Source organism: Agarivorans sp. JK6, from assembly GCF_045277145.1.
Classification (GTDB): Bacteria; Pseudomonadota; Gammaproteobacteria; order Enterobacterales; family Celerinatantimonadaceae; genus Agarivorans; species Agarivorans albus.
On the sequence record NZ_CP113525.1, the window covers coordinates 3,997,232 to 4,016,589 of the forward strand.

A 19,358-nucleotide genomic window follows, 5' to 3' on the forward strand; every position below is an offset into this window, starting at 1 on the left:
CTACATTAATACCACGTCAAATTGCTCTTGACTGTACATTGGTTCAGTTTGAACTCTAACTTGCTTTCCAATAAACACCTCTAATTCTGCTAGGCTGTGAGACTCTTCTCCCATCAACATCTCTGCCACTTTGGTCGACGCATAAACGATGAAGTTATCGGCGTCATAAGCGCGATTAACCCGAATGATTTCACGCAGCACTTCGTAACATACTGTCTCAACTGTTTTTACCGTACCGCGACCACGACAAGTTGGACACTCACCACACAGAATATGTTCAATACTTTCGCGAGTACGTTTACGCGTCATCTCTACTAAACCTAACTGAGAGAAGCCGCTAATGTTAGTTTTAGCCCTATCTTTAGCTAAAGCCAGTTCCAAACTATGCAGCACACGGCGCTGATGTTCGGAATCAGCCATATCGATGAAATCGATAATCACAATGCCACCCAAGTTGCGTAAACGCAGCTGGCGAGCAATTGATTGAGTTGCTTCAATATTAGTATTGAAAATCGTTTCTTCGAGGTTTCGGTGACCTACAAAAGCGCCAGTATTGATATCGATGGTGGTCATCGCTTCGGTCTGGTCGATAATCAGGTAGCCGCCAGACTTAAGATCCACCCGTCGTTTTAGGGCGCGTTGAATCTCATTCTCTACGTCAAACAAATCAAAGATCGGTCTGTCGCCAGCATAGTACTCGAGAATTTCGGTAAACTCGGGCACAAACTCAGCACTAAAAGAAACCAGTTGTTCGTAAGTTTCCCGTGAATCCACCCGAATTCGATCTAAATGAGTCCCCACAAAATCACGAATGATCCGCAGCGCTAAATTTAGCTCTGCATACAACTTACTTTTACTTGGCGAGCTCTCTTTACGCTGCAGAACCTTGCGCCATACTCGTTTTAAAAAAGCCGCATCTTGTTCAAGCTCATCGGCGCCAATGCCTTCTGCGGCTGTGCGAATAATAAAACCGCCCAGCTCATCAACAAAGTCGCCACAAATCTCTTTTAAGCGCTCGCGCTCTTCTTCACTTTCAATCCGCTGTGATACCCCAACATGGCTACTGCCAGGCATAAATACCAAGTAACGAGAAGGCAAAGTAATATCGGTGGTTAAGCGGGCACCTTTGGTACCCAGTGGGTCTTTAACCACTTGCACCATAATGTCTTGGCCCTGCCTAACTAGCTCGGCAATATTTCCCGCTTGGAAATGCTCCTGCTCGGTAATGTCGACACATTCGGTATGAGGAACAATGTCAGAGGCATGTAAAAATGCCGCTTTTTCCAAACCAATATCAACAAAAGCCGCCTGCATACCGGGTAATACCCGACTCACTCGGCCCTTGTACATGTTACCAACAATACCGCGCCGTGCATCACGCTCTACGTGGGTTTCTTGCAAGATCCCGCTATCCACTAAAGCTACACGAGTCTCGGTTGGGGTAACGTTAATCAATAATTCTGCTGACATAGTAACCTAGCGAGTTAAATGTAAATGGAGTAAGCGGTCGGTCTCTACCAATGGCAGACCAACCACCGAACTATAACTACCTTCAATACGTTCGACAAACCTACCGCCAAGCCCTTGAATGGCATAACTTCCGGCCTTATCTGCCGGTTCACCACTGGCCCAATACTCAGCGATTTGGCTATCTGAAACCTCGCAGAAGAACACCTCTGTGGTCACTAGCTGAGTATGCGCCCGACCTTGATAATACAAGCAAATTGCGGTCATTACTTGATGCTGCTTAGCACTTAGCAAACGTAACATCGTTTTGCTATGATTGGCGTCTTTTGGTTTACCCAGCACTTGGTCACCACAAACCACAATCGTATCTGAGCCAAGCACCGCTGCCGAATCCGCTTGATGCAAACTAGCTACAGCTGCAGCTTTCTCTTCGGCTAAGCGGCACACTAAATCTGCAGCCGCTTCATTCTCTTTTGGTGATTCGTCAATATCCGCGGCTTGGGATGTAAACACCCAGCCTAATTGGCCTAGTAGTTCACGTCTTCTTGGCGAAGCCGAGGCTAAAATAAGTGGGCACTGTGGTATCATGAAATCTTCCACTGGCGGCGCAATTTACGCAGCAGTAAAAATATCCAAGGCCAAGCAACAGTAGTGGTAATAACCGGATAAAAGTAACCATAAGGCAACTGAATATCTTGAACGAGGTATTCCGCCCAAAAAACCACTATTTTAGCTAAACCTGTTAAACCGCCTACCACCAGTGCTTGTTGCCAAACCGAAAAATTACGCAAACGGGTAAAGTTAGTGGCGGCAATATAAGCCACAATCGACATTGCCAAGGCCCGAACACCTAAGGTTGAGCCGAGCAAAAGGTCTAGAATAAAGCCTACAACGAAGGCAATGCCCACGTTACTGCGATGGGGTAAAGCGATTGTCCAGTAGAACACACACACCAATACCCAATCCGGGCGAAAGGCGTCAGCAATCAAAGGCAAAGGTATGATTGCCAATATCAATGCGATGAATAAACTGCCGATAATGGCACCACGGCCATTAATTTTTTCAATCATGCTATGCCTTTACCAAGCGAATGTTTAGGGCCAAATTAATAACAAGTAACGTAAGCGATCTAACTCAACTACTGGTGTAGCCATTACGTCGGCATAGGGTTTGCCTTCCTGATAGTCAAAGCGATTAACGACCGCCACCGGGTAGCCTTCAGGAAATACACCACCTAAACCAGAAGTAACCAACACATCACCTTCACCTATGTCGGTACTTCGCGGAATATGCGGCAACTGCAAACGATTTAACTCGCCAGTACCGGTAGCCACTGCGCGAATGTCATTTCGCGCAATACGCACCGGGATGCCATGACTCGCATCGGTGATAAGCAATACTCGACTGGTAGTAGTGCCTACATGCAATACTTGGCCAATAACACCAATATCGTTGATAACAGGTTGCCCTTCAAACACCCCATCAAGTTTACCTTTATCAATAACCACCTGATGCGAAAATGGATCGGAGTCCACGGCCATAATTTCGGCCACCAGCTTGCGGCTATCATTGCGCACAGGAGAGCCCAATAAAGCCCGTAAACGGGTATTTTCTTTGGCTAGACTTTCCATTAACAATTGATCTGCGCGGTTAAGCAGTAGCTGCTCTCGCAGGCTACTATTTTGTTTTTTCAGCTGTTCACGGGTAATCACTTGATTGGACATCGAGTCCATAACTTGACCCGGCATATTGGCAATGTATTGCAAGGGACTCACAGCGGAATGCAAATATACTCGCACTTGCTTAAAGGCAATCAGTTTACTGTCGATGAAAATCAAAGAAATGGACAACAAAATAGCGAGCACAAGGCGAAGCTCTAAAGATGGACCTGGGCCGAAGATAGGTTTCATCGGTCGTTACCTAAGTAGTTGTCTGTTTGGAACAAAGTTAAATAAAACGAAGAACACAAGGTGTGTTCTTCGTTAGGTGTTACTTATTCGTAATGGAACAAGTCACCGCCGTGCATGTCGATCATTTCAATAGCCTTACCGCCACCTCGTGCCACACACGTTAGAGGATCATCAGCAACCACTACAGGTATACCGGTCTCTTCCATCAATAAGCGATCTAAATCGCGAACCAAAGCACCACCGCCAGTTAACACCATGCCGCGCTCTGAAATATCAGATGCTAGCTCTGGAGGACTTTGCTCAAGCGCTACCATTACTGCACTTACAATACCTGAAAGAGGCTCTTGCAAAGCTTCTAGGATCTCGTTGCTGTTCAGAGTAAAGCTTCTTGGCACACCTTCAGCAAGGTTGCGGCCACGCACTTCAATTTCACGAACCTCGTCACCTGGGTAGGCAGAACCAATAACATGCTTAATGCGCTCGGCAGTTGCTTCACCAATTAAGCTACCGTAGTTACGACGCACGTAGTTGATAATGGCGTCGTCAAACTTATCACCACCAATACGAACTGAAGAAGAGTAAACAACCCCGTTTAGCGAGATAATCGCTACTTCGGTAGTACCACCACCAATATCTACCACCATAGAACCGGTAGCTTCTGATACTGGCAAGCCGGCACCAATCGCTGCAGCCATTGGTTCGTCAATGAGGTAAACCTCTCGTGCTCCAGCTCCCATAGCCGATTCACGAATTGCACGGCGCTCAACTTGGGTAGAACCACAAGGAACACAAACCAAAACACGAGGGCTTGGGCGCAAGAAGTTATTATCGTGAACTTGCTTAATAAAGTGCTGCAGCATTTTTTCAGTAACATAAAAGTCGGCAATTACGCCGTCTTTCATTGGACGAATCGCCAAAATGTTACCAGGAGTACGGCCTAGCATTTGCTTAGCGGCATGACCTACCGCAGCGACACTTTTGGGGCTACCAGCGCGCTCTTGGCGAATCGCCACTACTGAAGGCTCGTTAAGAACGATCCCCTGATCTTTTACATAAATAAGTGTATTGGCTGTTCCTAAGTCGATAGACAAATCGTTAGAAAACAAGCCTCGGAGCTTTTTAAACATAGCTGGGCGAATCCTGAGAAATAGTGTCGATGATAAGCGATTAAAACTTGGCTCACTTTACCAATGCAAACCGCGACTAGCAAGCATACTCTAGAGAGATGCCAAGGATAGTGAAGGCTATCACCTGCCTTTCGTTAAATCCTCGGTTTAGATTGCATATTTTTCAACCAATCAACATCTAATAGCGCATCCTGCGATCAATAACCCGATCGCTTTGACGAAATATGCCAAAGGTTACTTGACCACTTCCGATAGCATCATCTGCACTTTCAAAGCTACCATTGCCATTCCAATCTTCACGTAACCAATTAAGGTTACTGTCTAAATTAAACCAATAATCCACTTGCCCAGTATTGCTGTCACCCGGAGCAGTAAAATCGACCCAAATTACGCCTTGCTCTGCGATGCCAGGTGAACGAAGTGAAACATCAGAACTGCCTCCGCCAACTTGGGCTGTGTCGGAATCAACTTTAGGTAAAAACTCTAAGCTAGGCAGATTGAAATTACTGCAAACATCATCAATATTTCGGACGTACTGATTGCCTTCGTAATACTGCAATTCGCCATTAACTGCTATAGCTTGAAGCTCTGAGCCAAAGCCGTTATTAAGCTTAATGCGACCATGGCGCAATTCTGGAGCAGTACCCAACACACAGCTATAAGCAGTATCATCATCTCCCACACACACATAAGTGCCGTCGGTAGACTGAATACCAGCATCGCTATGTTGATAAAATAAGCTAATAGCACCGTCTACTACCGGAGCTTGCGCCGTGACCGGCTTTTCAACTCCAGAAAGTAAATCAGTTTGGGTAAATACGCCATCAGCCCATGTACTGGTAGATTCTTCTATCATAAAGCCATCATCAAAACCCGCCACCGCAGAGCTACTAACAAAACTCCAATCATCATTGGGGTTTCGGCCTACATTCGTTACCTGGAATTTACCCTCGGAATAGTTTTGAGTTGTAGCACCAAATGCATTTTCAGCTACAAGAGTCCAAGAAACTAACTGCTCCTGTTGGCCTATATAGGTGAAGTCACCAAGTAAACAGGCAGCTTGAATGCTCGCTGAAGTCAATTCAAAATGATGTGGATAAAAACTGCCAACCACATCACTGGCTTTTCCTACAGCATAATCTTCCAAGACATAACCTAAGTACTCAGACACCCAACCTGTATAATTAATACCGCCCACTTCTGAATAGTTGGTGTCGATAATTAGCGCCACACCTGCTGATTGGCTATCAATCGTTCCATCGCTAAGTGTTCCTAGCTCTCCATTTGAGGGGCTTTCTAAGCTAGCTTCCTGCTCTAAGTAATCGGGGTCTGCAACAAAGTTAGGTGCATGACAGTCTTGCCCTTGAGTACTGATATCGCAGTTGTCTATAACCGCAATCAAGGATGAAATGAAAGGGTCACCTGCTTTAGTGAAGTAAGTTGCAGGGTTGACTCTGCTTTCATCAGCTTGATTTTTTATATCCTGCCAAACAAAGCCCGCTGGAATTAGCTCTGCAGTCGTGCTTCCGAGTAAGGTGGTAGTTGAACCGTCAACAGTTGAGCCTACTTCATCCCAAAAGTTAATACCCAAACGGCCAACATCGGGATAACGCAAGTTAAGCTGTGCCTCACCATCAACAAATACTGTTTTGATTTTGGTATTGGCACTTTGACTAGTGCTTACATCTACAAATTCATTGCTAGCTTGGTCTTGCACCGCGAGTTGCCGTGTTCCTGATGCAGGCTGGGTATAATCAGTCCAAAAACTCAAATCTTTGGTACCTTCATAGTTAGCGATTTGGCTACAGCCAGCACCGCCATCGGGGTCTTTCCCCACTGCGGTAAGCTTGAGGATAAACTCAGTATTGGCTTTATGGGGATTCTCTCCCCAGGTTCCAATTAGCTCGTCTTTAAACCCATAGGCATTAAAGGTCACAACAGTAGTGGCACTAATTCCGCCATCGGCTACAGTAAGCGTTACTGCGCCTTCTAAGGGATGTAGTAAGCCCAAAGTCACTTCACCTAAATCATTAGGTACAAAACTATAGCTGGCTTGGCCGTTGTCGGCTCCAGCTTGCAAGCTGCCTTGACCATCACCTTGCGACCACGTACCACGATTAGTTGAAGTACTCAGTCCAACGGTTCCTTGAAAGTTCTGGTCAATTTGCCCATCTAAAGTCGCTTGGATAGTCACCTCATGGATATCACAGGTAAGCCCTGCGCTATCAGCAAAGATATTAAGGCCAGGCACCTGCACCGAAGAATTAGAGGCGAATGCCATATAGCTATATTCCTCCGCTAAGTGACTTCGTTCGTTATCTAGGTATTGATCTTCTTCAGTGATCATCGAAAAGTCGGCAGCATTGTGCTGACATCGCCTTAACCAACCGCCGTTGTTGCCTCTTCGCTCATTTTTGCTACCCACCAAGATAGGTGGAGTAGAAAACAGATTCGTTTGATAACTGGTGGTGTAGTTACAAGTGGCTGCAGGGTTGATAGTGCTGCTGCCACTGCCATGAGTAACAGAGTTGCCAAACTGATAATTGACCACCTGATTGTCTACAGTTATAGCGCCTACCGTTGGCTCTGTAGCAAGGTAGGCGACTGTTTCATCCTGTAAATCTTCGTAATAGATTGAAGCATTGTCCGACACACAATAGCGCGAGAAAAATCGAAAGTCATAGGCTTCACTGCTATCTATCGCTAGGCGAATGCCGTTATTGTTGTACTCTGAGTTTGAGGTTAACCAACAGTTGTTATTACGTGATTGCATTTGATGCAAAACTACTGTGAGATAGTTCGGCATATCAACATTGAAGTAGTTTCTATCTGGGAAGGGGAAGGCTTCATTAGTATCAATGGTGCCCGCTCTTAACTCAGTACCATCTTCCAGAAAATGTTCACCTTCATTCACAGCAATCCAATCAACCGCTTGAATATTTTTTGAGGCAGTTGTATTGCCTGGTGGCTCTTGCCGAGCCCAAGTAAAACCCGTCCACTCTCCGTTGCTTTGAATTACGCTGGTTAAAATCGCCGCCACAGGACCATCGTTATTTGGGTCACTGGCATCCATTGGCGTCATCAAAAAAACTAAAGGTTTAGACTGATAGGCTTGATCAAAGATAACTGTTCCACCGTTTTGGCCTGCACCTGAATTACCAAACTGTAATAGCAGAGGCTCAACCAATGAGCCATCACATACAGGAGCAAAGTCGACTTCTCCGGCATTGCTAATCCCACGAACTTGCACTTCGTTGGCTAAAATCACATCCCGCTGTTGAGTGAATAATGCGCCGTCTACCTGAGCCTGATAGCCAAGTGAGACATTTCGTCTAGCATAAGCAATAAAGGCAGATTTAGTCTCATTTGCCAGGTTAATATCTTCACGAGAGTAAATAGCTAAGCGCAGAGGGTCACCTCCCTGATTAATTTCAGTTTGGTAGAAAACACTGACATCCCCCTTCACAAAAATCTTTACTGTGCCGCTACCTCCTAATACTTGGAGGGTCGCTTCAGAGCCTATTGAAAAGCTTCCATCAACCCAGTAAGTCCCAGGATAAAGATTTAAAGTGCTTTGATAGCCAAGGTTTATATTTTCAATAAAATATTCATCTTGGTTAGCTGAAAAAGTGATGGTACTTTGAGTTTCACCTTCAACATCGGCAAAGTTATTCGTATCGTAGCTGCCGCTGCCTAATACCACGCTTTGTTGATAACCGGCATTAACTGATTGGCCATTGTTTATTTTCTCGATGGAAACATTATTACCGGAGCTGGCTCGATCTCCACTGGGGATACAATCGGTATTAGCATCTGGGCAGGTATCCCCAGAGGTATCTTGATTATCCACTTGGTCGATATCTAAGCGCCCTTGATTAGAACCATAAATTCTAGACAGCCAATTAATTTCTAAGCGAGCATTGTTTTGTGACGATGCGATAGGGCTAGAAAACACCTCTCGACACTCAACCGCTTGAACAGGCTGAGCTCCTAGCAAAAGGCTTATGCCTAAACAGCTAGCAAATAAGGACCACAACTTCATAAGGCACTCCTTGCTTGAATACTTTGGCTACGCTGGACCAATACCTCTCCAGAGCCGCATTGGCCAGTAGCTTGAAGATCAAAGAAACGCGCACTTAACTCTGTGATGTCTTTTTGCTGGCAAGTCACGGTAACGCCGCATGACGACAGCCCTTGACCATTAAGAATTGGTGCTGAGGTCACATTACTACATTGGCCCAAAGTTGCTGCCGGTACGTTGAGAGGAAATAGTTCTGACAGTGCTTGCTCTAAACCAGAATAAGCCGCTAACTCAGCACGCGTTCCTAGAACATCCCATGCGGCATTGCGGGAGGTGTCTTGAATCATCGCCGTTAATCCCACGCTGATTAGTGCCATGACCACGATAACAAAAATAGCCACCACTAAAGCGCTACCACTTTGGCGGGTAGGAAGTGCTTGGTAAGCCTTTATGTTAGGGCTGATTAAGAACGACGATGTCATGATTAAATTCCACTACTTCTCTATTCTCAACAAAGCGCAAGCGAAGGTTCACCAAACCATTTCGCGTCAAGCTAGCAGGCGACACTTGAAATGGCTGAACAGCACTATTTGCTTCAAGCTTACTGGCCATTAATACGCCAACACCACTATCAGCCGGCTGAAAGCGCTGCAAGTTACTGCCTTCCACACAATAACGGATCGGTTCATCTAATATAAATGCGCGCTGTGACGGAGAATCGGTACTTACACTAACCGAGCCAGCAAAACTAATCGTGCTAACACCAGAACTAGCGTCGGCAGTTATATCACTTAAACAAAACACCTTGCCTGTGGCTGCGGTGCAATTGGCATCTAACAAGGCACCATTGGCATTCAGCACTTCATCACTGTTTAATACATAAACTCCCAACCAAGCATTGCCAGCCGCGGCAACAGCCGGTTGATTAAGTGAAGTGACCACCGCGCCAGAAGCTGCACTGCTAGGTGTAATCGGTAAGTTAATATAGGTATGACTAGAAAAGGTAGGCACAAAGGTTAAACAGTGATTAGCTTCGCCAGCACTATTTTGGCTAAGCATTGCGCTGTTTGGCAAGCTATTGTGTAGCTCGCGATTTAAGCGCTCGATGGCAAAACGCGCTTCACCCAACAATACTTGGCGGTCTGCGCCTTGGCGGTATATCAAACTACCAGTTCGCAGGAAATCACTAGTAGCAATCGCTAAAATCGCCAACAACACTATGGTGATGACCAATTCAATTAGCGTGAACCCATACAAGCGACGCATTAGTAGTTCCACCGATAGGCACTAAAGGCATAATCAATACCATTAGGAGCTCTTATTGTTACATCGATACGTTTGGCAGCATTGATGCCATGATCACTGCTATCAACGTTAACTCGGTAAGAAAAATTACGATAAATATCCGATAAATCAACACCTAAACTATCATCAATAGTAATGAAGTTGCCGTTGGTGTGATAGTCATCTACATCATTGTACTGTCCACGGTCTTCTCCCTCTGGACCATAGTCGCTGACTGCCGTGCAGCTTAACTGCCCGGTTTCACCACAGCGCCACAACCCTCCCCCAGTGTGATCAGAGTTTTCATCAAATGATTTACCAAGGATTTCATTCATTAAACTTGAACCAAGCTCGGCCGAGCGCACCTCGTAAACTGGGTCAACACTTTTAAGCGCTTGTGGTGCTAGAAAAGAGGTAATCACCACTAACGATATGGCCAACACAACAATGCCTACAATTAATTCGATAAGGGTAAAACCACCTGCAAAAGGCTGCTTATAAGGGCGCATGAATATAGCCCTCTGATTCTATGATAATAGTGTGAGTATCATCGCCTTCTACATTAATTACACAAGGGAACTGACTGCACAATGATGAATCGGCAAGCCTTACTCGCCCCATGCCATCAAAACGAATCGTTCCTTGGCTCACCAACAAATCGCTAGAATAAGAAACAGCTTCCAAAGGAGGAGATGTATTGGCGCAGCTACCATCGGTAGACAACTCGCCAGAGAAATAGTTATCAGTATTTACTTGCAGAAAGAAGCAGTCTTGATAATGGTTCATGGCTTGGGTTTGCACTAAATGCAAACGGCTTAACAATTGTTCGCGCAGGCTTATTTCAGCAAAGCCACCGCGAAAGAACTTGGGTAAAACTGTGATGGCAAGAATACCAATTAAGATGAGCGTAATCACCAGCTCAATAATGGTAAAGCCGGAGGGTTTAGGATGAGGTACTCGCGGAAGTTCCAATTTCTACATTAACAAGTAAAAGGCTAGCCGAAGCTAGCCTTATAAACTATTAACAGCCTGTAACGACCGAAGTAGTCTGTGCAGAGCTAGCTGCCGAAGCCACTGTATATTGAACCTGGCAAGCGCCTGATGCAGCAGTGAAACCAGCAGGAGTGATCGTAATTGGAGTACCTGAGCTATCCACAGTCCATTCAGTATCAACAATGTCTAGCCACCCATCAATTTGAGCCGTACCAAACGCTGCCGTATCAGGGTACCCGAATAAAGTTGTAACATTAGTGCTATTTGCACCAGACACATCGCCAGAAGTACTTTCTATACCAGCAATTGCTGCTTTACTATAAATTAAGTTTGCCCCACCCTTTACAGCTGCTTCTAGACCTTTAATGGTTGAAGCACGAGCATCCGTTTGTAAGTTCAAAAACTTAGGTGCAGCTGTTACTGCCAAAATACCTAAGATGATAATCACAATCACCAATTCAATTAGCGTAAAGCCTTGCTGTTTAATTGCCTTCATTTCTATATCCTTAGAAAATTATTGATTTATAAATCGTTAGTTAGGAATGTTAGTAAAAACCCGCCCTGCGGCTGGTTGATACGTGAAATTGTTATATGAACCTTCATCGTTACCAGGATCCACGTAGGAACCGTCACTATTTTTAGCCAAAGAGTTTACTTGATAGAAAATACATCGTGTTTCCTCTGCGGCTCCCGTTACCGTGGTGTAATACTTGAAATAATCACCTTGGTTAGCTACCTCAGAGAAGGTAGCCGTAGCGCGGGCTGGATTTTGTAAAATTGCGTCCCACACTTTCAAGCACTTGTCTCCGGATAAGGTTCCGGGATCCACGTCTTCATCGTCGCTGGTCATCGGGTAACCAGGAGCAACACTGCCATTGCTTATTTGCGCTGCAGTAGGCGTGGTTAAATACACTTTTTGCGTATCATAAATAACGGCATTTTTGCCATTTTCACTAGGGCGACCTTCAGCCTCCCATTGGGCGCGTGCTAACGAGACGCCAGTGGCAAAGCCGCCTGCTACGCCCTCTAAGCTCGCTACCTTGGCTTCTTCTGTAACATCTAAAAATCGCGGCAAAGCGGTAGCAGCTAAAATGCCCAGAATAACAATTACAATCACCAACTCAATCAGCGAGAAGCCTGCTTGTCTCATTGTAGATCTTGATACCGTAGAAATTGTTGTCACTGTTAGACTACCTCTTAAATCGGCTTTACAGCCATTCCTTTGTCATCAAACCTTGTTGCGGGTCATATATCAGTATGGCCACACCTAAAAACTCATAATGGCATTGCTGGTTTTTATAGGCCGCTGTCACGGCGTTGCCTTGCCCACTAAGCTCAGCGCCAACCATATCACGCCACAAATCTTGGCACTGCTGGTTTGATGTCACCTTAGGCCACCCCGCTTTACTCATCGCTAAGCGTATTACTTCTAATGGCTTTTGCTCACCGCTAAGTGCATCGCGCTGGTATAAATTTATCTCCAGCTGCTCAGGGCGGAATCTAGCAATCCACAAACCATGAACTTGCGCCAGTTGTCTCACCCAAGTTTGAGCATATTCTTCTACGACTTGCCGTTCTGCTTGATTAATTGTCCTAATAAAACTAATTAAAAGCAACAATACAACTAATAAAACTATGCAGAAGGTCACAAGCCAACTAAAGCGCGAGCGATTGTTATCCAATAACTCATGCTGATTCAATTAACCACCTCTTACAGCGCGCATCATGTCCCACATTGGGGTAAAGATGCCAAGTGCAAGAATCAATACCATACCTGCGACCACTGTAATCAGTATTGGTTCAATACGCGCGGTTAAACTCTTTAAATCATAGTCTACTTCGCGCTCATAAAACTCGGCCGCTTCGGTAAGTAATTCATCAACTTGCCCGGTTTCTTCGCCCACCGAGATCATCTGCAATACCAAAGGTGTAAATAACTCACTGGCAATCGCGTTACGCAGCAAACTTTCGCCGCGCTCAATTCCGCGGCGCATTTCAACAATTCGCTCAGCCATAAACGCATTATCAACGGCGCTAGCCACTAAGGATAAGGCTTGGTTAAGCGGAACCCCCGCTCCCACCATCATCGCAAAACTGCGCGAAAAACGAGCCAGCAACGAGCGCTCTATCACCGAGCCAACAACTGGTAAGCGCAATCGCGTTTTGTCCCATAACATACGGCCTTTGGGAGTACTGACATACCAACGCACCAAAAATACCGAGCCGATAGTTAGCACCAGTAACAAGGGCCAATAGTTAACAAAAAAGTTGGAGGTGCCAATCAAGATCTTCGTGGCTAAAGGCAGTTCCACGTTAAAACGGCCAAATATTTCAGCAAACTGGGGGATCACAAAAATATTTAGAATCACCATGGCGATAACAATCGCTAAAATCACAAACGTGGGATAACGCATCGCCGTTTTGATTCGCTTACGAGTATCCATTTCAAGCTCAAGATACTGAGAAAGCTGCAAAAATGCTTTTTCTAACTGACCGGTATTTTCGCCAACATGAACAATACTCACAAACAATTGAGAAAATACTTTAGGGTACTCCGCCATGGCGGTAGACAAGGTTCGCCCGCTACTCAACGCATCAGATACGCCAGCCAACGAGCGACGTAACAGCTTACTATGAGCTGTTTCGGCTAAGCCATTAATGGCGCGCATTATTGGAATGCCAGCCTTAGTTAACGAATACATTTGGCGAGTAAATACCACTAACTCATCAAGCTTTATTCGCCCTTCCCACAAAGTACTAACATCTAAAGAGCCTAAGCCTTCGCCCTTGCCTTTACCCTCTGCGATTTTAATTGGGGTAAGCCCTCGGCGCAGCAAGCTCTCTGCCGCAGCATTTTGATTGGCAGCTTCAATGTCACCATTAATCAGGCGACCAGTGCTATCGCGAACTTGATAGCGAAACAAAGCCATTATTGAACATCTTCCTGGGCATTAGTAACACTGCCATAAACATCAATCTCTTCTACCAATCGCAGCACCTCTTCAACCGCAGTAACCCCTTCTTTAGCGTAATCTAAAGCAGCTAATGACAAGGGGCGGTAATTTTTCGAGGCTTTTGCAGCCTTAGAAAACTCATCGGGATCATCTCTACGCAAACCTTCCATCATTGCGTCATTGAGCTCAAGCATCTCAAACACACCAATACGGCCTTTGTAACCCGTGTAGTTGCAACTTTGGCAGCCGTGCCCTTTGTAGAAAACTTGTTGACTCAAATCTTCATTACTAATGTGCTCGAGCCAAACTTTTTCTTCTAGTGAACTCGTATGTTCCTGCTTACAGTTTTCACATAGTCGGCGAACCAATCGCTGGGCGATAACCGCTCTTAAAGAACTTGCCACCAAGTAACCCGCTGCGCCCATATCGATTAAACGTAAGGCGCTGGTTATCGCATCATTGGTGTGCAGCGTTGTTAATACAAGGTGACCGGTTAATGCGCCTCGCAAGCCAATTTCCACGGTTTCTTGGTCACGCATCTCCCCCACCAGCAAAATATCGGGGTCTTGACGCAAAGTTGTACGCAAAATATTGGAGAAATCGAGGCCAATCTTGCTGTTTACTTGTACTTGGTTAATCCGCGGCAGTCGGTACTCAACCGGATCTTCTACGGTAATAATTTTCGACTCAGGCTGATTCAACTCACTCAAAGAACCATACAAAGTGGTTGTTTTACCACTACCTGTTGGGCCAGTTACCACAATCATGCCGTGAGGGCGATGAAGCTGACGACGATAACGCTCCATAATGTCGGCTGGCATACCGGTTTGCTCAAGCGACAATATGCCTGCCGATTGATCTAACAAACGCATCACTACTGATTCGCCGGCCTGAATAGGCATTGTGGATAAACGTACATCGATGGAATGACCACGTACTTTAATATTAAAACGGCCATCTTGTGGTAAACGTTTTTCGGAAATATCCAAGCCCGACATCAACTTTAAGCGCAACACCATGGCCGAGGCAATTTGCACCTCATTAAGCACACTTTCTTGCAATACGCCGTCTACCCGTTGACGTATTCGCAGTACTTTTTCGTCTGGCTCAATATGAATATCTGAAGCACCTACTTGAACAGCATCTTCAAACAAGGACTGAAGCAGCTTAACAACGGTGGTTTCGTTACTCTCATCATCTGCGGTAGCGAGGCCAATATCAAACTCATCGCTACTGGCATACTCTTCTTTTAACTCTTGAGCAAAGCCTTCAATTTCACGGGTTCTTCGATAGAAACGGTCAAAGGCTTCGACAACCTGAGACTCCCTTGCCACCACATATTTAAGCTGATGAGGAGCTAACAGCGATGCTAAGGTGTCAATTGCCGAGAGATCGGCGGGATCGGAAATAGCGACGGTTAACACGTCGCCATCTTTGTGAATCACCAATGCGCGCAAGCGGCGAGCATGCACTTCGCCCAACAACACAACAGCGTTGGCATCTACCGAAATCTGCGCTAAATCAACAAACGGGATACCTAGCTGACGCGCCAAAAACTCCAGCAATTGCACCTCGGCAATTACTCCAAGCTCAATTAAGGTTGCACCTAGTTTTCGACCCGACTGTTTTTGCTGCGCCAAGGCGCTCATTAAATCGGCTTCACTGATCACCTGCTCGCTAACCAGCAAGTCACCTAAGCGCATTCGTAATTTTGGTTGTGCCATCGTTTACTGCTCCAACTGTCGAATGCGATTAACCACAAAATCGCGAGAATTACTGGAAAGCTGTCCCATAAGTTCGGCTTGCTGATACGCGGCTAAGGCTTCTTGATAACTGCCAAGCTTATCGTTGGCAATGGCGTACCCCAGCCACCAGCGAGCTCGTGAAGGTTCGTGCTTAACGAGTTTTTGATAGCTAGTTAAAGCCAATTCCTGTTTATCTAAGCGTTGCGCTAAACCCGCTAACATCGCGTAATAATCTACATTACCGATTATGCTAGGTTCAGCACTTTCTAAATAAAAAATAGCCTGCGCTAGATTGTCTTGTTGTACAAAAATTCGCGCTAGCATCACTCTAAACGAGCCTCGCATTGGGCTTAGTTGTAAACCTTCTTCAAGCAAGCTAACGGCAGAGCGCAATTCTCCACGACCAAACATAAGGGCTGCAAGCTGCTCTCGTACTTCATGCGCTTGGTGGTCAAGCTGCAAGGCTTTTTGGAACTCTTTGCGGGCTTCGTCCGGTAGATTTTTATCTAAAGCCTGAAAACCGCGGCGAGTGTATAAGGCCACTTGCTGCTCACGGGTAAGCTTTAAAGGTTTAATCTCTAGCGTTGATTCTTGCCCGGCTTGCGACTTGTCTTTAGCTTCAGCCGAGGGCTGCTTAGCTTTAGCGAGCTCAGTGTTTTTCGGCTCTTTTGCTTTGTGCTTTACAGGTTCTTTTGCTTTAGCTTCCACCGGCTTATTGTTTGGCGCTTGTTTTGTTTCAGGCTCGGCAAGCACTTGAGAAGTTGTTTCCACTGCCACTGTTGGCTCAACTTTAGGCGCTGTTACAACTATTGCAGCTGTAGGCTCAGCCACCTGTTTATTTGAGTCGGATTCAAGGCCAGATTGTTCGGCTGAATTAGCATCTACGCTAACTAAAGCCTGCGGTGTAGCAGCCTGGTTTATTGGCTCAGCCAGTTCTACATCAATGGCTTCGGCCACCGCTTGTAACTGTTCAGTTTCGGATGAAACGGCCAATGGATTAGCTTTTTGAGCTGCTTCAGCCACTACTTCAACGTCACTGCCCACTTCAATATTCTTAAAATAACGCAGTGCTAACCAAGCCGAAATAGCCAAGGCAATTAATACTAAAGCCATTAGTATATAAGCTCTGGCACTTTTTCCGCTGTCTTCAACCAAGGGAGACATGCTTTGCGGATTGCTATTTTGCCGCTTATCCAGATCTTTTAGCATTTGGTTAATTACGCTCATAGTGACAAACTCCACCATGCTGCAGCCGCAATAGCGACACAGGCGCTTGCAGCAAGAACTAACCAGGTTGTTTGGCTTTGTGGCCTTACCGCATCTTCTGTATCAGCCACTGCTTGTTTAACCATTTTCACACTAACCTGTTGAGCACCCTGACCATAACAAAGCATTAATACTTTATGGGCCAATATATTGATTAATCGAGGGACCCCGCGGCTAGCTCGTGTAAGCATCTTTAAGGAAGCAGCAGTAAACAAAGGGCCACCTCTATAGCCGCTTAAGTGCAAGCGATGCTGAATATAGCTGGCCACTTCATCCTTTTCTAAAGCCCGTAGGCGATAAGAAAAGGTTATGCGTTGGCGTAATTGACGTAACTGTTGGCTAGCCAAGCGCTCATCAAGTTCTGGCTGGCCAAATAACACCACGTGCAACAACTTGCGCTGCTCTGTTTCTAAGTTACCTAGTAAGCGAATCACCTCTAAGGCTTCATCACTTAAGGCTTGCGCTTCATCAATAAGCAATACAACCGGACGCTGCTTGCTGGCTAAATCAATTAGGTGATGATGAATGCTTTCTAATACACTATGAGATGACGCTGCCGCATCCACTTGCAAACCTAGCTCACTGGCTAGTGCAGAATGAATTTGCTCTGCAGATAAGCAAGGATTTGGCAAATAAGCAAACTGGTAATCATCGCTCATTTCATTAAGCAGTTTTCGACATAACAGGGTTTTGCCTGTGCCTACTTCACCACTTACTTTTATAAAACCTTCACCCGATTTAAGCGCCGTTTGCAACACTTGAATAGCTTCGTCATGAGGCAACAAGGCTTGGTACAAACCGGTATTTGGTGTTAAACCAAAAGGGGCTTGTGAGAGGCCAAAATGTTCGAGATATACCGCCACCAATGTCCGCCTAGTTATCTTCTGGGTACCAAGTGTTTAACAACTCTTGTGATTTTTGCAGTTCGTTTTGCCAAGTATCTTGGGTAACCACTGTTGGCTGAATCAAAATCACTAGCTCGGTTTTTTGGTTTGATACCGCACGGTTGGTAAACAACTCACCTAAACCAGGAATAGAACCAATGAACGGCACTTTAGAGACTATTTCTTCCTGCTTAGAGCTCATCAAGCCACCAATAACCACCACATCACCAGAGCTAGCTTTAATTACCGTATCTGTTTCTCGAATATCGCTTTGTGCTAGTGGTAAATCCAAGCTATCCGCATCGCTACCAAAGCTAATTACTTTACGTTGCTCTTTTACATCGGTAACCGAAGGGTGAACATGCAACAACACTTCGCCTTGGTCATTAATTTGTGGGGTAACATCTAAGGCAACGCCAGAGAAGAACGGCGTTAGCTCCACACTTGGATTAGTAACAGGGTTAGTACCGGTAATAGTGGTATTGGATACGTCGGTTACAAAGTACTCATCGGTACCGACTTTAATCACCGCTTTTTGGTTGTTGGAGGCTGTAATGCGTGGGCTAGACAGCACGTTTACATCACCTTGAGTTTGCAAAAGTTTTACCACAGCTTGGAAGTTGCCGTCGGTAACCGTTAAGGCACCGCCGCCGCCCAGCACGCTACTGATGGCATCACCAGGGATTTGCGATACGCTGTTGAATAATACTTCGGTAGAACCAAATACATCACCAGCATTGGTCCAATCAATGCCTTGCTGGTAACCGTCGCTCAAGGTCACTTCAATAATCTTGGCCTCTAACACCACTTGGCGTTGCAGGTTTTTCTCTGAGTGACTTAAGAAGGTTTTAATGGTACGAATTTCGTCAGGAAAAGCGCGAACCGTCACTAAACCGGCTTGCGGGCTAACCACAACCATTCGTCCGTCGTTGGCGTAAGAAGTATCGTTTCCACGATCACGGCGCATGTTTATGCCTATCATGCCGCGTAAGGTTTCTTCTAATTCATACCAAAAACGCGTTTCAGTAGCCGACTCAATCTTGGTACCGTTGAAGCTATCACTGCGATTAGAGCTGCTGTTGTTATTGTTGTTATTCGAATAGTTGTTAGACGAATTATTACTTGATGAGTTATTCGAATAGTTGTTACCCGAACTATTGTTATTGTCGCTGTCACTGCCGGTTATACCGCCGGAGTTAATACGCGTACGAGTATAACCATAACGCTCTAGCATCAAGTAGTTTAATGGAATAGTTTCGATGCGCATGCCGGCCGGATATACATGCAAAATTTTGCCGCGACGCTTAATGTCGTAACCATACATATCAGCCACTACATCAATCGCTTCTTTAAGCGTTACCTCTTTAAGTTTTAAGGTAATTTGACCTTCTACACCTGGATGTAAAGCCACACTGAGCGGCGAGCCTTTAATCAGTGCGGGGAAAAACGCTTTAGCATCTACATTACGGGCATTCACATCGAAGCGGTGTTCAACTTGCAATAAATTACCGGGCTGCAAGGCTAGCTCTGGCATTAGCTCAGCTTCAACTTCCGCTGGAAGCTCAGGAGCACTGATGGCGTTATCCGTTGGCACTTGGGCCTCGGAAATTGCTTGCTTAGCTTCTACAGGATCGGGGCGATTGGTACTTTGACAAGCACCCACCAATACCACCATACAACCTATAAAAATCCGTTTGATATACATGT

At 45.6% G+C, this 19,358-nt stretch carries 18 protein-coding genes; all 18 read right to left on the reverse strand.

Translation table 11 applies throughout. The annotated features are described in order from the left end of the window. The 18 genes from rng to mshL all read right to left on the reverse strand — a co-directional run bounded on the left by rng (position 1) and on the right by mshL (position 19,356). Positions 1 to 1,470 (reverse strand): ribonuclease G, encoded by a 1,470-nt coding sequence (gene rng, locus OV592_RS18405; protein WP_016400732.1) that lies wholly within the window; start codon positions 1,468 to 1,470, stop codon positions 1 to 3. A 6-nt stretch (positions 1,471 to 1,476) separates the two neighbouring features. Then, on the reverse strand, positions 1,477 to 2,055 hold the full coding sequence (locus OV592_RS18410; RefSeq protein WP_406609604.1) for a Maf family protein: 579 nt from the start codon (positions 2,053 to 2,055) through the stop codon (positions 1,477 to 1,479). After that, positions 2,052 to 2,537, reverse strand: a complete 486-nt coding sequence (mreD, locus tag OV592_RS18415; RefSeq protein ID WP_016400730.1) for a rod shape-determining protein MreD — start codon at positions 2,535 to 2,537, stop codon at positions 2,052 to 2,054. The genes OV592_RS18410 and mreD overlap by 4 nt, the downstream gene beginning before the upstream one ends. Before the next feature lie 24 nt (positions 2,538 to 2,561). Then, positions 2,562 to 3,377, reverse strand: coding sequence for a rod shape-determining protein MreC (gene mreC, locus OV592_RS18420; RefSeq protein ID WP_163134705.1), 816 nt, complete (start codon positions 3,375 to 3,377; stop codon positions 2,562 to 2,564). An 83-nt stretch (positions 3,378 to 3,460) separates the two neighbouring features. Next, positions 3,461 to 4,504 (reverse strand): rod shape-determining protein, encoded by a 1,044-nt coding sequence (locus tag OV592_RS18425; protein ID WP_016400728.1) that lies wholly within the window; start codon positions 4,502 to 4,504, stop codon positions 3,461 to 3,463. 178 nt (positions 4,505 to 4,682) lie between these two features. Next, entirely contained in the window at positions 4,683 to 8,546 is a 3,864-nt protein-coding gene (locus OV592_RS18430) for a DUF6701 domain-containing protein (RefSeq protein WP_406609607.1), read from the reverse strand. Next, a complete protein-coding gene (locus tag OV592_RS18435; protein WP_406609608.1) occupies positions 8,543 to 9,007 on the reverse strand; it encodes a hypothetical protein in 465 nt (154 codons plus the stop codon). The genes OV592_RS18430 and OV592_RS18435 overlap by 4 nt, the downstream gene beginning before the upstream one ends. Continuing rightward, entirely contained in the window at positions 8,979 to 9,791 is an 813-nt protein-coding gene (locus OV592_RS18440) for a PilW family protein (protein WP_406609609.1), read from the reverse strand. Before OV592_RS18440 ends, OV592_RS18435 begins: the two co-directional genes overlap by 29 nt. Beyond that, positions 9,791 to 10,318 carry a prepilin-type N-terminal cleavage/methylation domain-containing protein gene (locus tag OV592_RS18445; protein ID WP_406609610.1) on the reverse strand — a complete coding sequence of 176 codons (528 nt, stop codon included), beginning with the start codon at positions 10,316 to 10,318 and terminating at the stop codon, positions 9,791 to 9,793. Before OV592_RS18445 ends, OV592_RS18440 begins: the two co-directional genes overlap by 1 nt. Further along, the gene (locus OV592_RS18450) at positions 10,305 to 10,781 is read right to left on the reverse strand and encodes a type II secretion system protein (RefSeq protein WP_406609611.1); all 477 of its coding nucleotides are present in this window, start codon (positions 10,779 to 10,781) and stop codon (positions 10,305 to 10,307) included. Before OV592_RS18450 ends, OV592_RS18445 begins: the two co-directional genes overlap by 14 nt. 49 nt (positions 10,782 to 10,830) lie before the next feature. Next, complete coding sequence (locus OV592_RS18455) at positions 10,831 to 11,298, reverse strand: prepilin-type N-terminal cleavage/methylation domain-containing protein (protein ID WP_406609612.1); 468 nt, start codon at positions 11,296 to 11,298, stop codon at positions 10,831 to 10,833. Between the two features lie 36 nt (positions 11,299 to 11,334). Next, positions 11,335 to 11,952, reverse strand: coding sequence for a Tfp pilus assembly protein FimT/FimU (locus OV592_RS18460; RefSeq protein WP_016400721.1), 618 nt, complete (start codon positions 11,950 to 11,952; stop codon positions 11,335 to 11,337). Positions 11,953 to 12,010: 58 nt separating this feature from the next. Further along, on the reverse strand, positions 12,011 to 12,502 hold the full coding sequence (locus tag OV592_RS18465; protein ID WP_406609613.1) for a hypothetical protein: 492 nt from the start codon (positions 12,500 to 12,502) through the stop codon (positions 12,011 to 12,013). Continuing rightward, the gene (locus OV592_RS18470; RefSeq protein ID WP_406609614.1) at positions 12,503 to 13,732 is read right to left on the reverse strand and encodes a type II secretion system F family protein; all 1,230 of its coding nucleotides are present in this window, start codon (positions 13,730 to 13,732) and stop codon (positions 12,503 to 12,505) included. It abuts the gene before it with no gap. Further along, on the reverse strand, positions 13,732 to 15,480 hold the full coding sequence (locus OV592_RS18475) for a GspE/PulE family protein (RefSeq protein ID WP_406609615.1): 1,749 nt from the start codon (positions 15,478 to 15,480) through the stop codon (positions 13,732 to 13,734). Before OV592_RS18475 ends, OV592_RS18470 begins: the two co-directional genes overlap by 1 nt. A 3-nt stretch (positions 15,481 to 15,483) precedes the next feature. Next, complete coding sequence (locus OV592_RS18480) at positions 15,484 to 16,728, reverse strand: tetratricopeptide repeat protein (RefSeq protein ID WP_406609616.1); 1,245 nt, start codon at positions 16,726 to 16,728, stop codon at positions 15,484 to 15,486. After that, positions 16,725 to 17,630, reverse strand: coding sequence for an ExeA family protein (locus tag OV592_RS18485; protein ID WP_406609617.1), 906 nt, complete (start codon positions 17,628 to 17,630; stop codon positions 16,725 to 16,727). Before OV592_RS18485 ends, OV592_RS18480 begins: the two co-directional genes overlap by 4 nt. Before the next feature lie 10 nt (positions 17,631 to 17,640). Then, on the reverse strand, positions 17,641 to 19,356 hold the full coding sequence (gene mshL, locus OV592_RS18490; RefSeq protein ID WP_040306926.1) for a pilus (MSHA type) biogenesis protein MshL: 1,716 nt from the start codon (positions 19,354 to 19,356) through the stop codon (positions 17,641 to 17,643). Positions 19,357 to 19,358 lie beyond the last annotated feature (2 nt).

What these genes read in the sequence shown, in the direction of transcription:
- OV592_RS18440 (WP_406609609.1), bottom strand. Translation starts at nt 9,791, where the DNA reads ATGCGTCGCTTGTATGGGTTCACGCTAATTGAATTGGTCATCACCATA.
- OV592_RS18435 (WP_406609608.1), bottom strand. Translation starts at nt 9,007, where the DNA reads ATGACATCGTCGTTCTTAATCAGCCCTAACATAAAGGCTTACCAAGCA.
- OV592_RS18410 (WP_406609604.1), bottom strand. Translation starts at nt 2,055, where the DNA reads ATGATACCACAGTGCCCACTTATTTTAGCCTCGGCTTCGCCAAGAAGA.
- OV592_RS18425 (WP_016400728.1), bottom strand. Translation starts at nt 4,504, where the DNA reads ATGTTTAAAAAGCTCCGAGGCTTGTTTTCTAACGATTTGTCTATCGAC.
- OV592_RS18460 (WP_016400721.1), bottom strand. Translation starts at nt 11,952, where the DNA reads ATGAGACAAGCAGGCTTCTCGCTGATTGAGTTGGTGATTGTAATTGTT.
- OV592_RS18475 (WP_406609615.1), bottom strand. Translation starts at nt 15,480, where the DNA reads ATGGCACAACCAAAATTACGAATGCGCTTAGGTGACTTGCTGGTTAGC.
- OV592_RS18430 (WP_406609607.1), bottom strand. Translation starts at nt 8,546, where the DNA reads ATGAAGTTGTGGTCCTTATTTGCTAGCTGTTTAGGCATAAGCCTTTTG.
- OV592_RS18470 (WP_406609614.1), bottom strand. Translation starts at nt 13,732, where the DNA reads ATGGCTTTGTTTCGCTATCAAGTTCGCGATAGCACTGGTCGCCTGATT.
- OV592_RS18455 (WP_406609612.1), bottom strand. Translation starts at nt 11,298, where the DNA reads ATGAAGGCAATTAAACAGCAAGGCTTTACGCTAATTGAATTGGTGATT.
- mshL (WP_040306926.1), bottom strand. Translation starts at nt 19,356, where the DNA reads ATGTATATCAAACGGATTTTTATAGGTTGTATGGTGGTATTGGTGGGT.
- mreC (WP_163134705.1), bottom strand. Translation starts at nt 3,377, where the DNA reads ATGAAACCTATCTTCGGCCCAGGTCCATCTTTAGAGCTTCGCCTTGTG.
- mreD (WP_016400730.1), bottom strand. Translation starts at nt 2,537, where the DNA reads ATGATTGAAAAAATTAATGGCCGTGGTGCCATTATCGGCAGTTTATTC.
- OV592_RS18480 (WP_406609616.1), bottom strand. Translation starts at nt 16,728, where the DNA reads ATGAGCGTAATTAACCAAATGCTAAAAGATCTGGATAAGCGGCAAAAT.
- rng (WP_016400732.1), bottom strand. Translation starts at nt 1,470, where the DNA reads ATGTCAGCAGAATTATTGATTAACGTTACCCCAACCGAGACTCGTGTA.
- OV592_RS18445 (WP_406609610.1), bottom strand. Translation starts at nt 10,318, where the DNA reads ATGCGCCCTTATAAGCAGCCTTTTGCAGGTGGTTTTACCCTTATCGAA.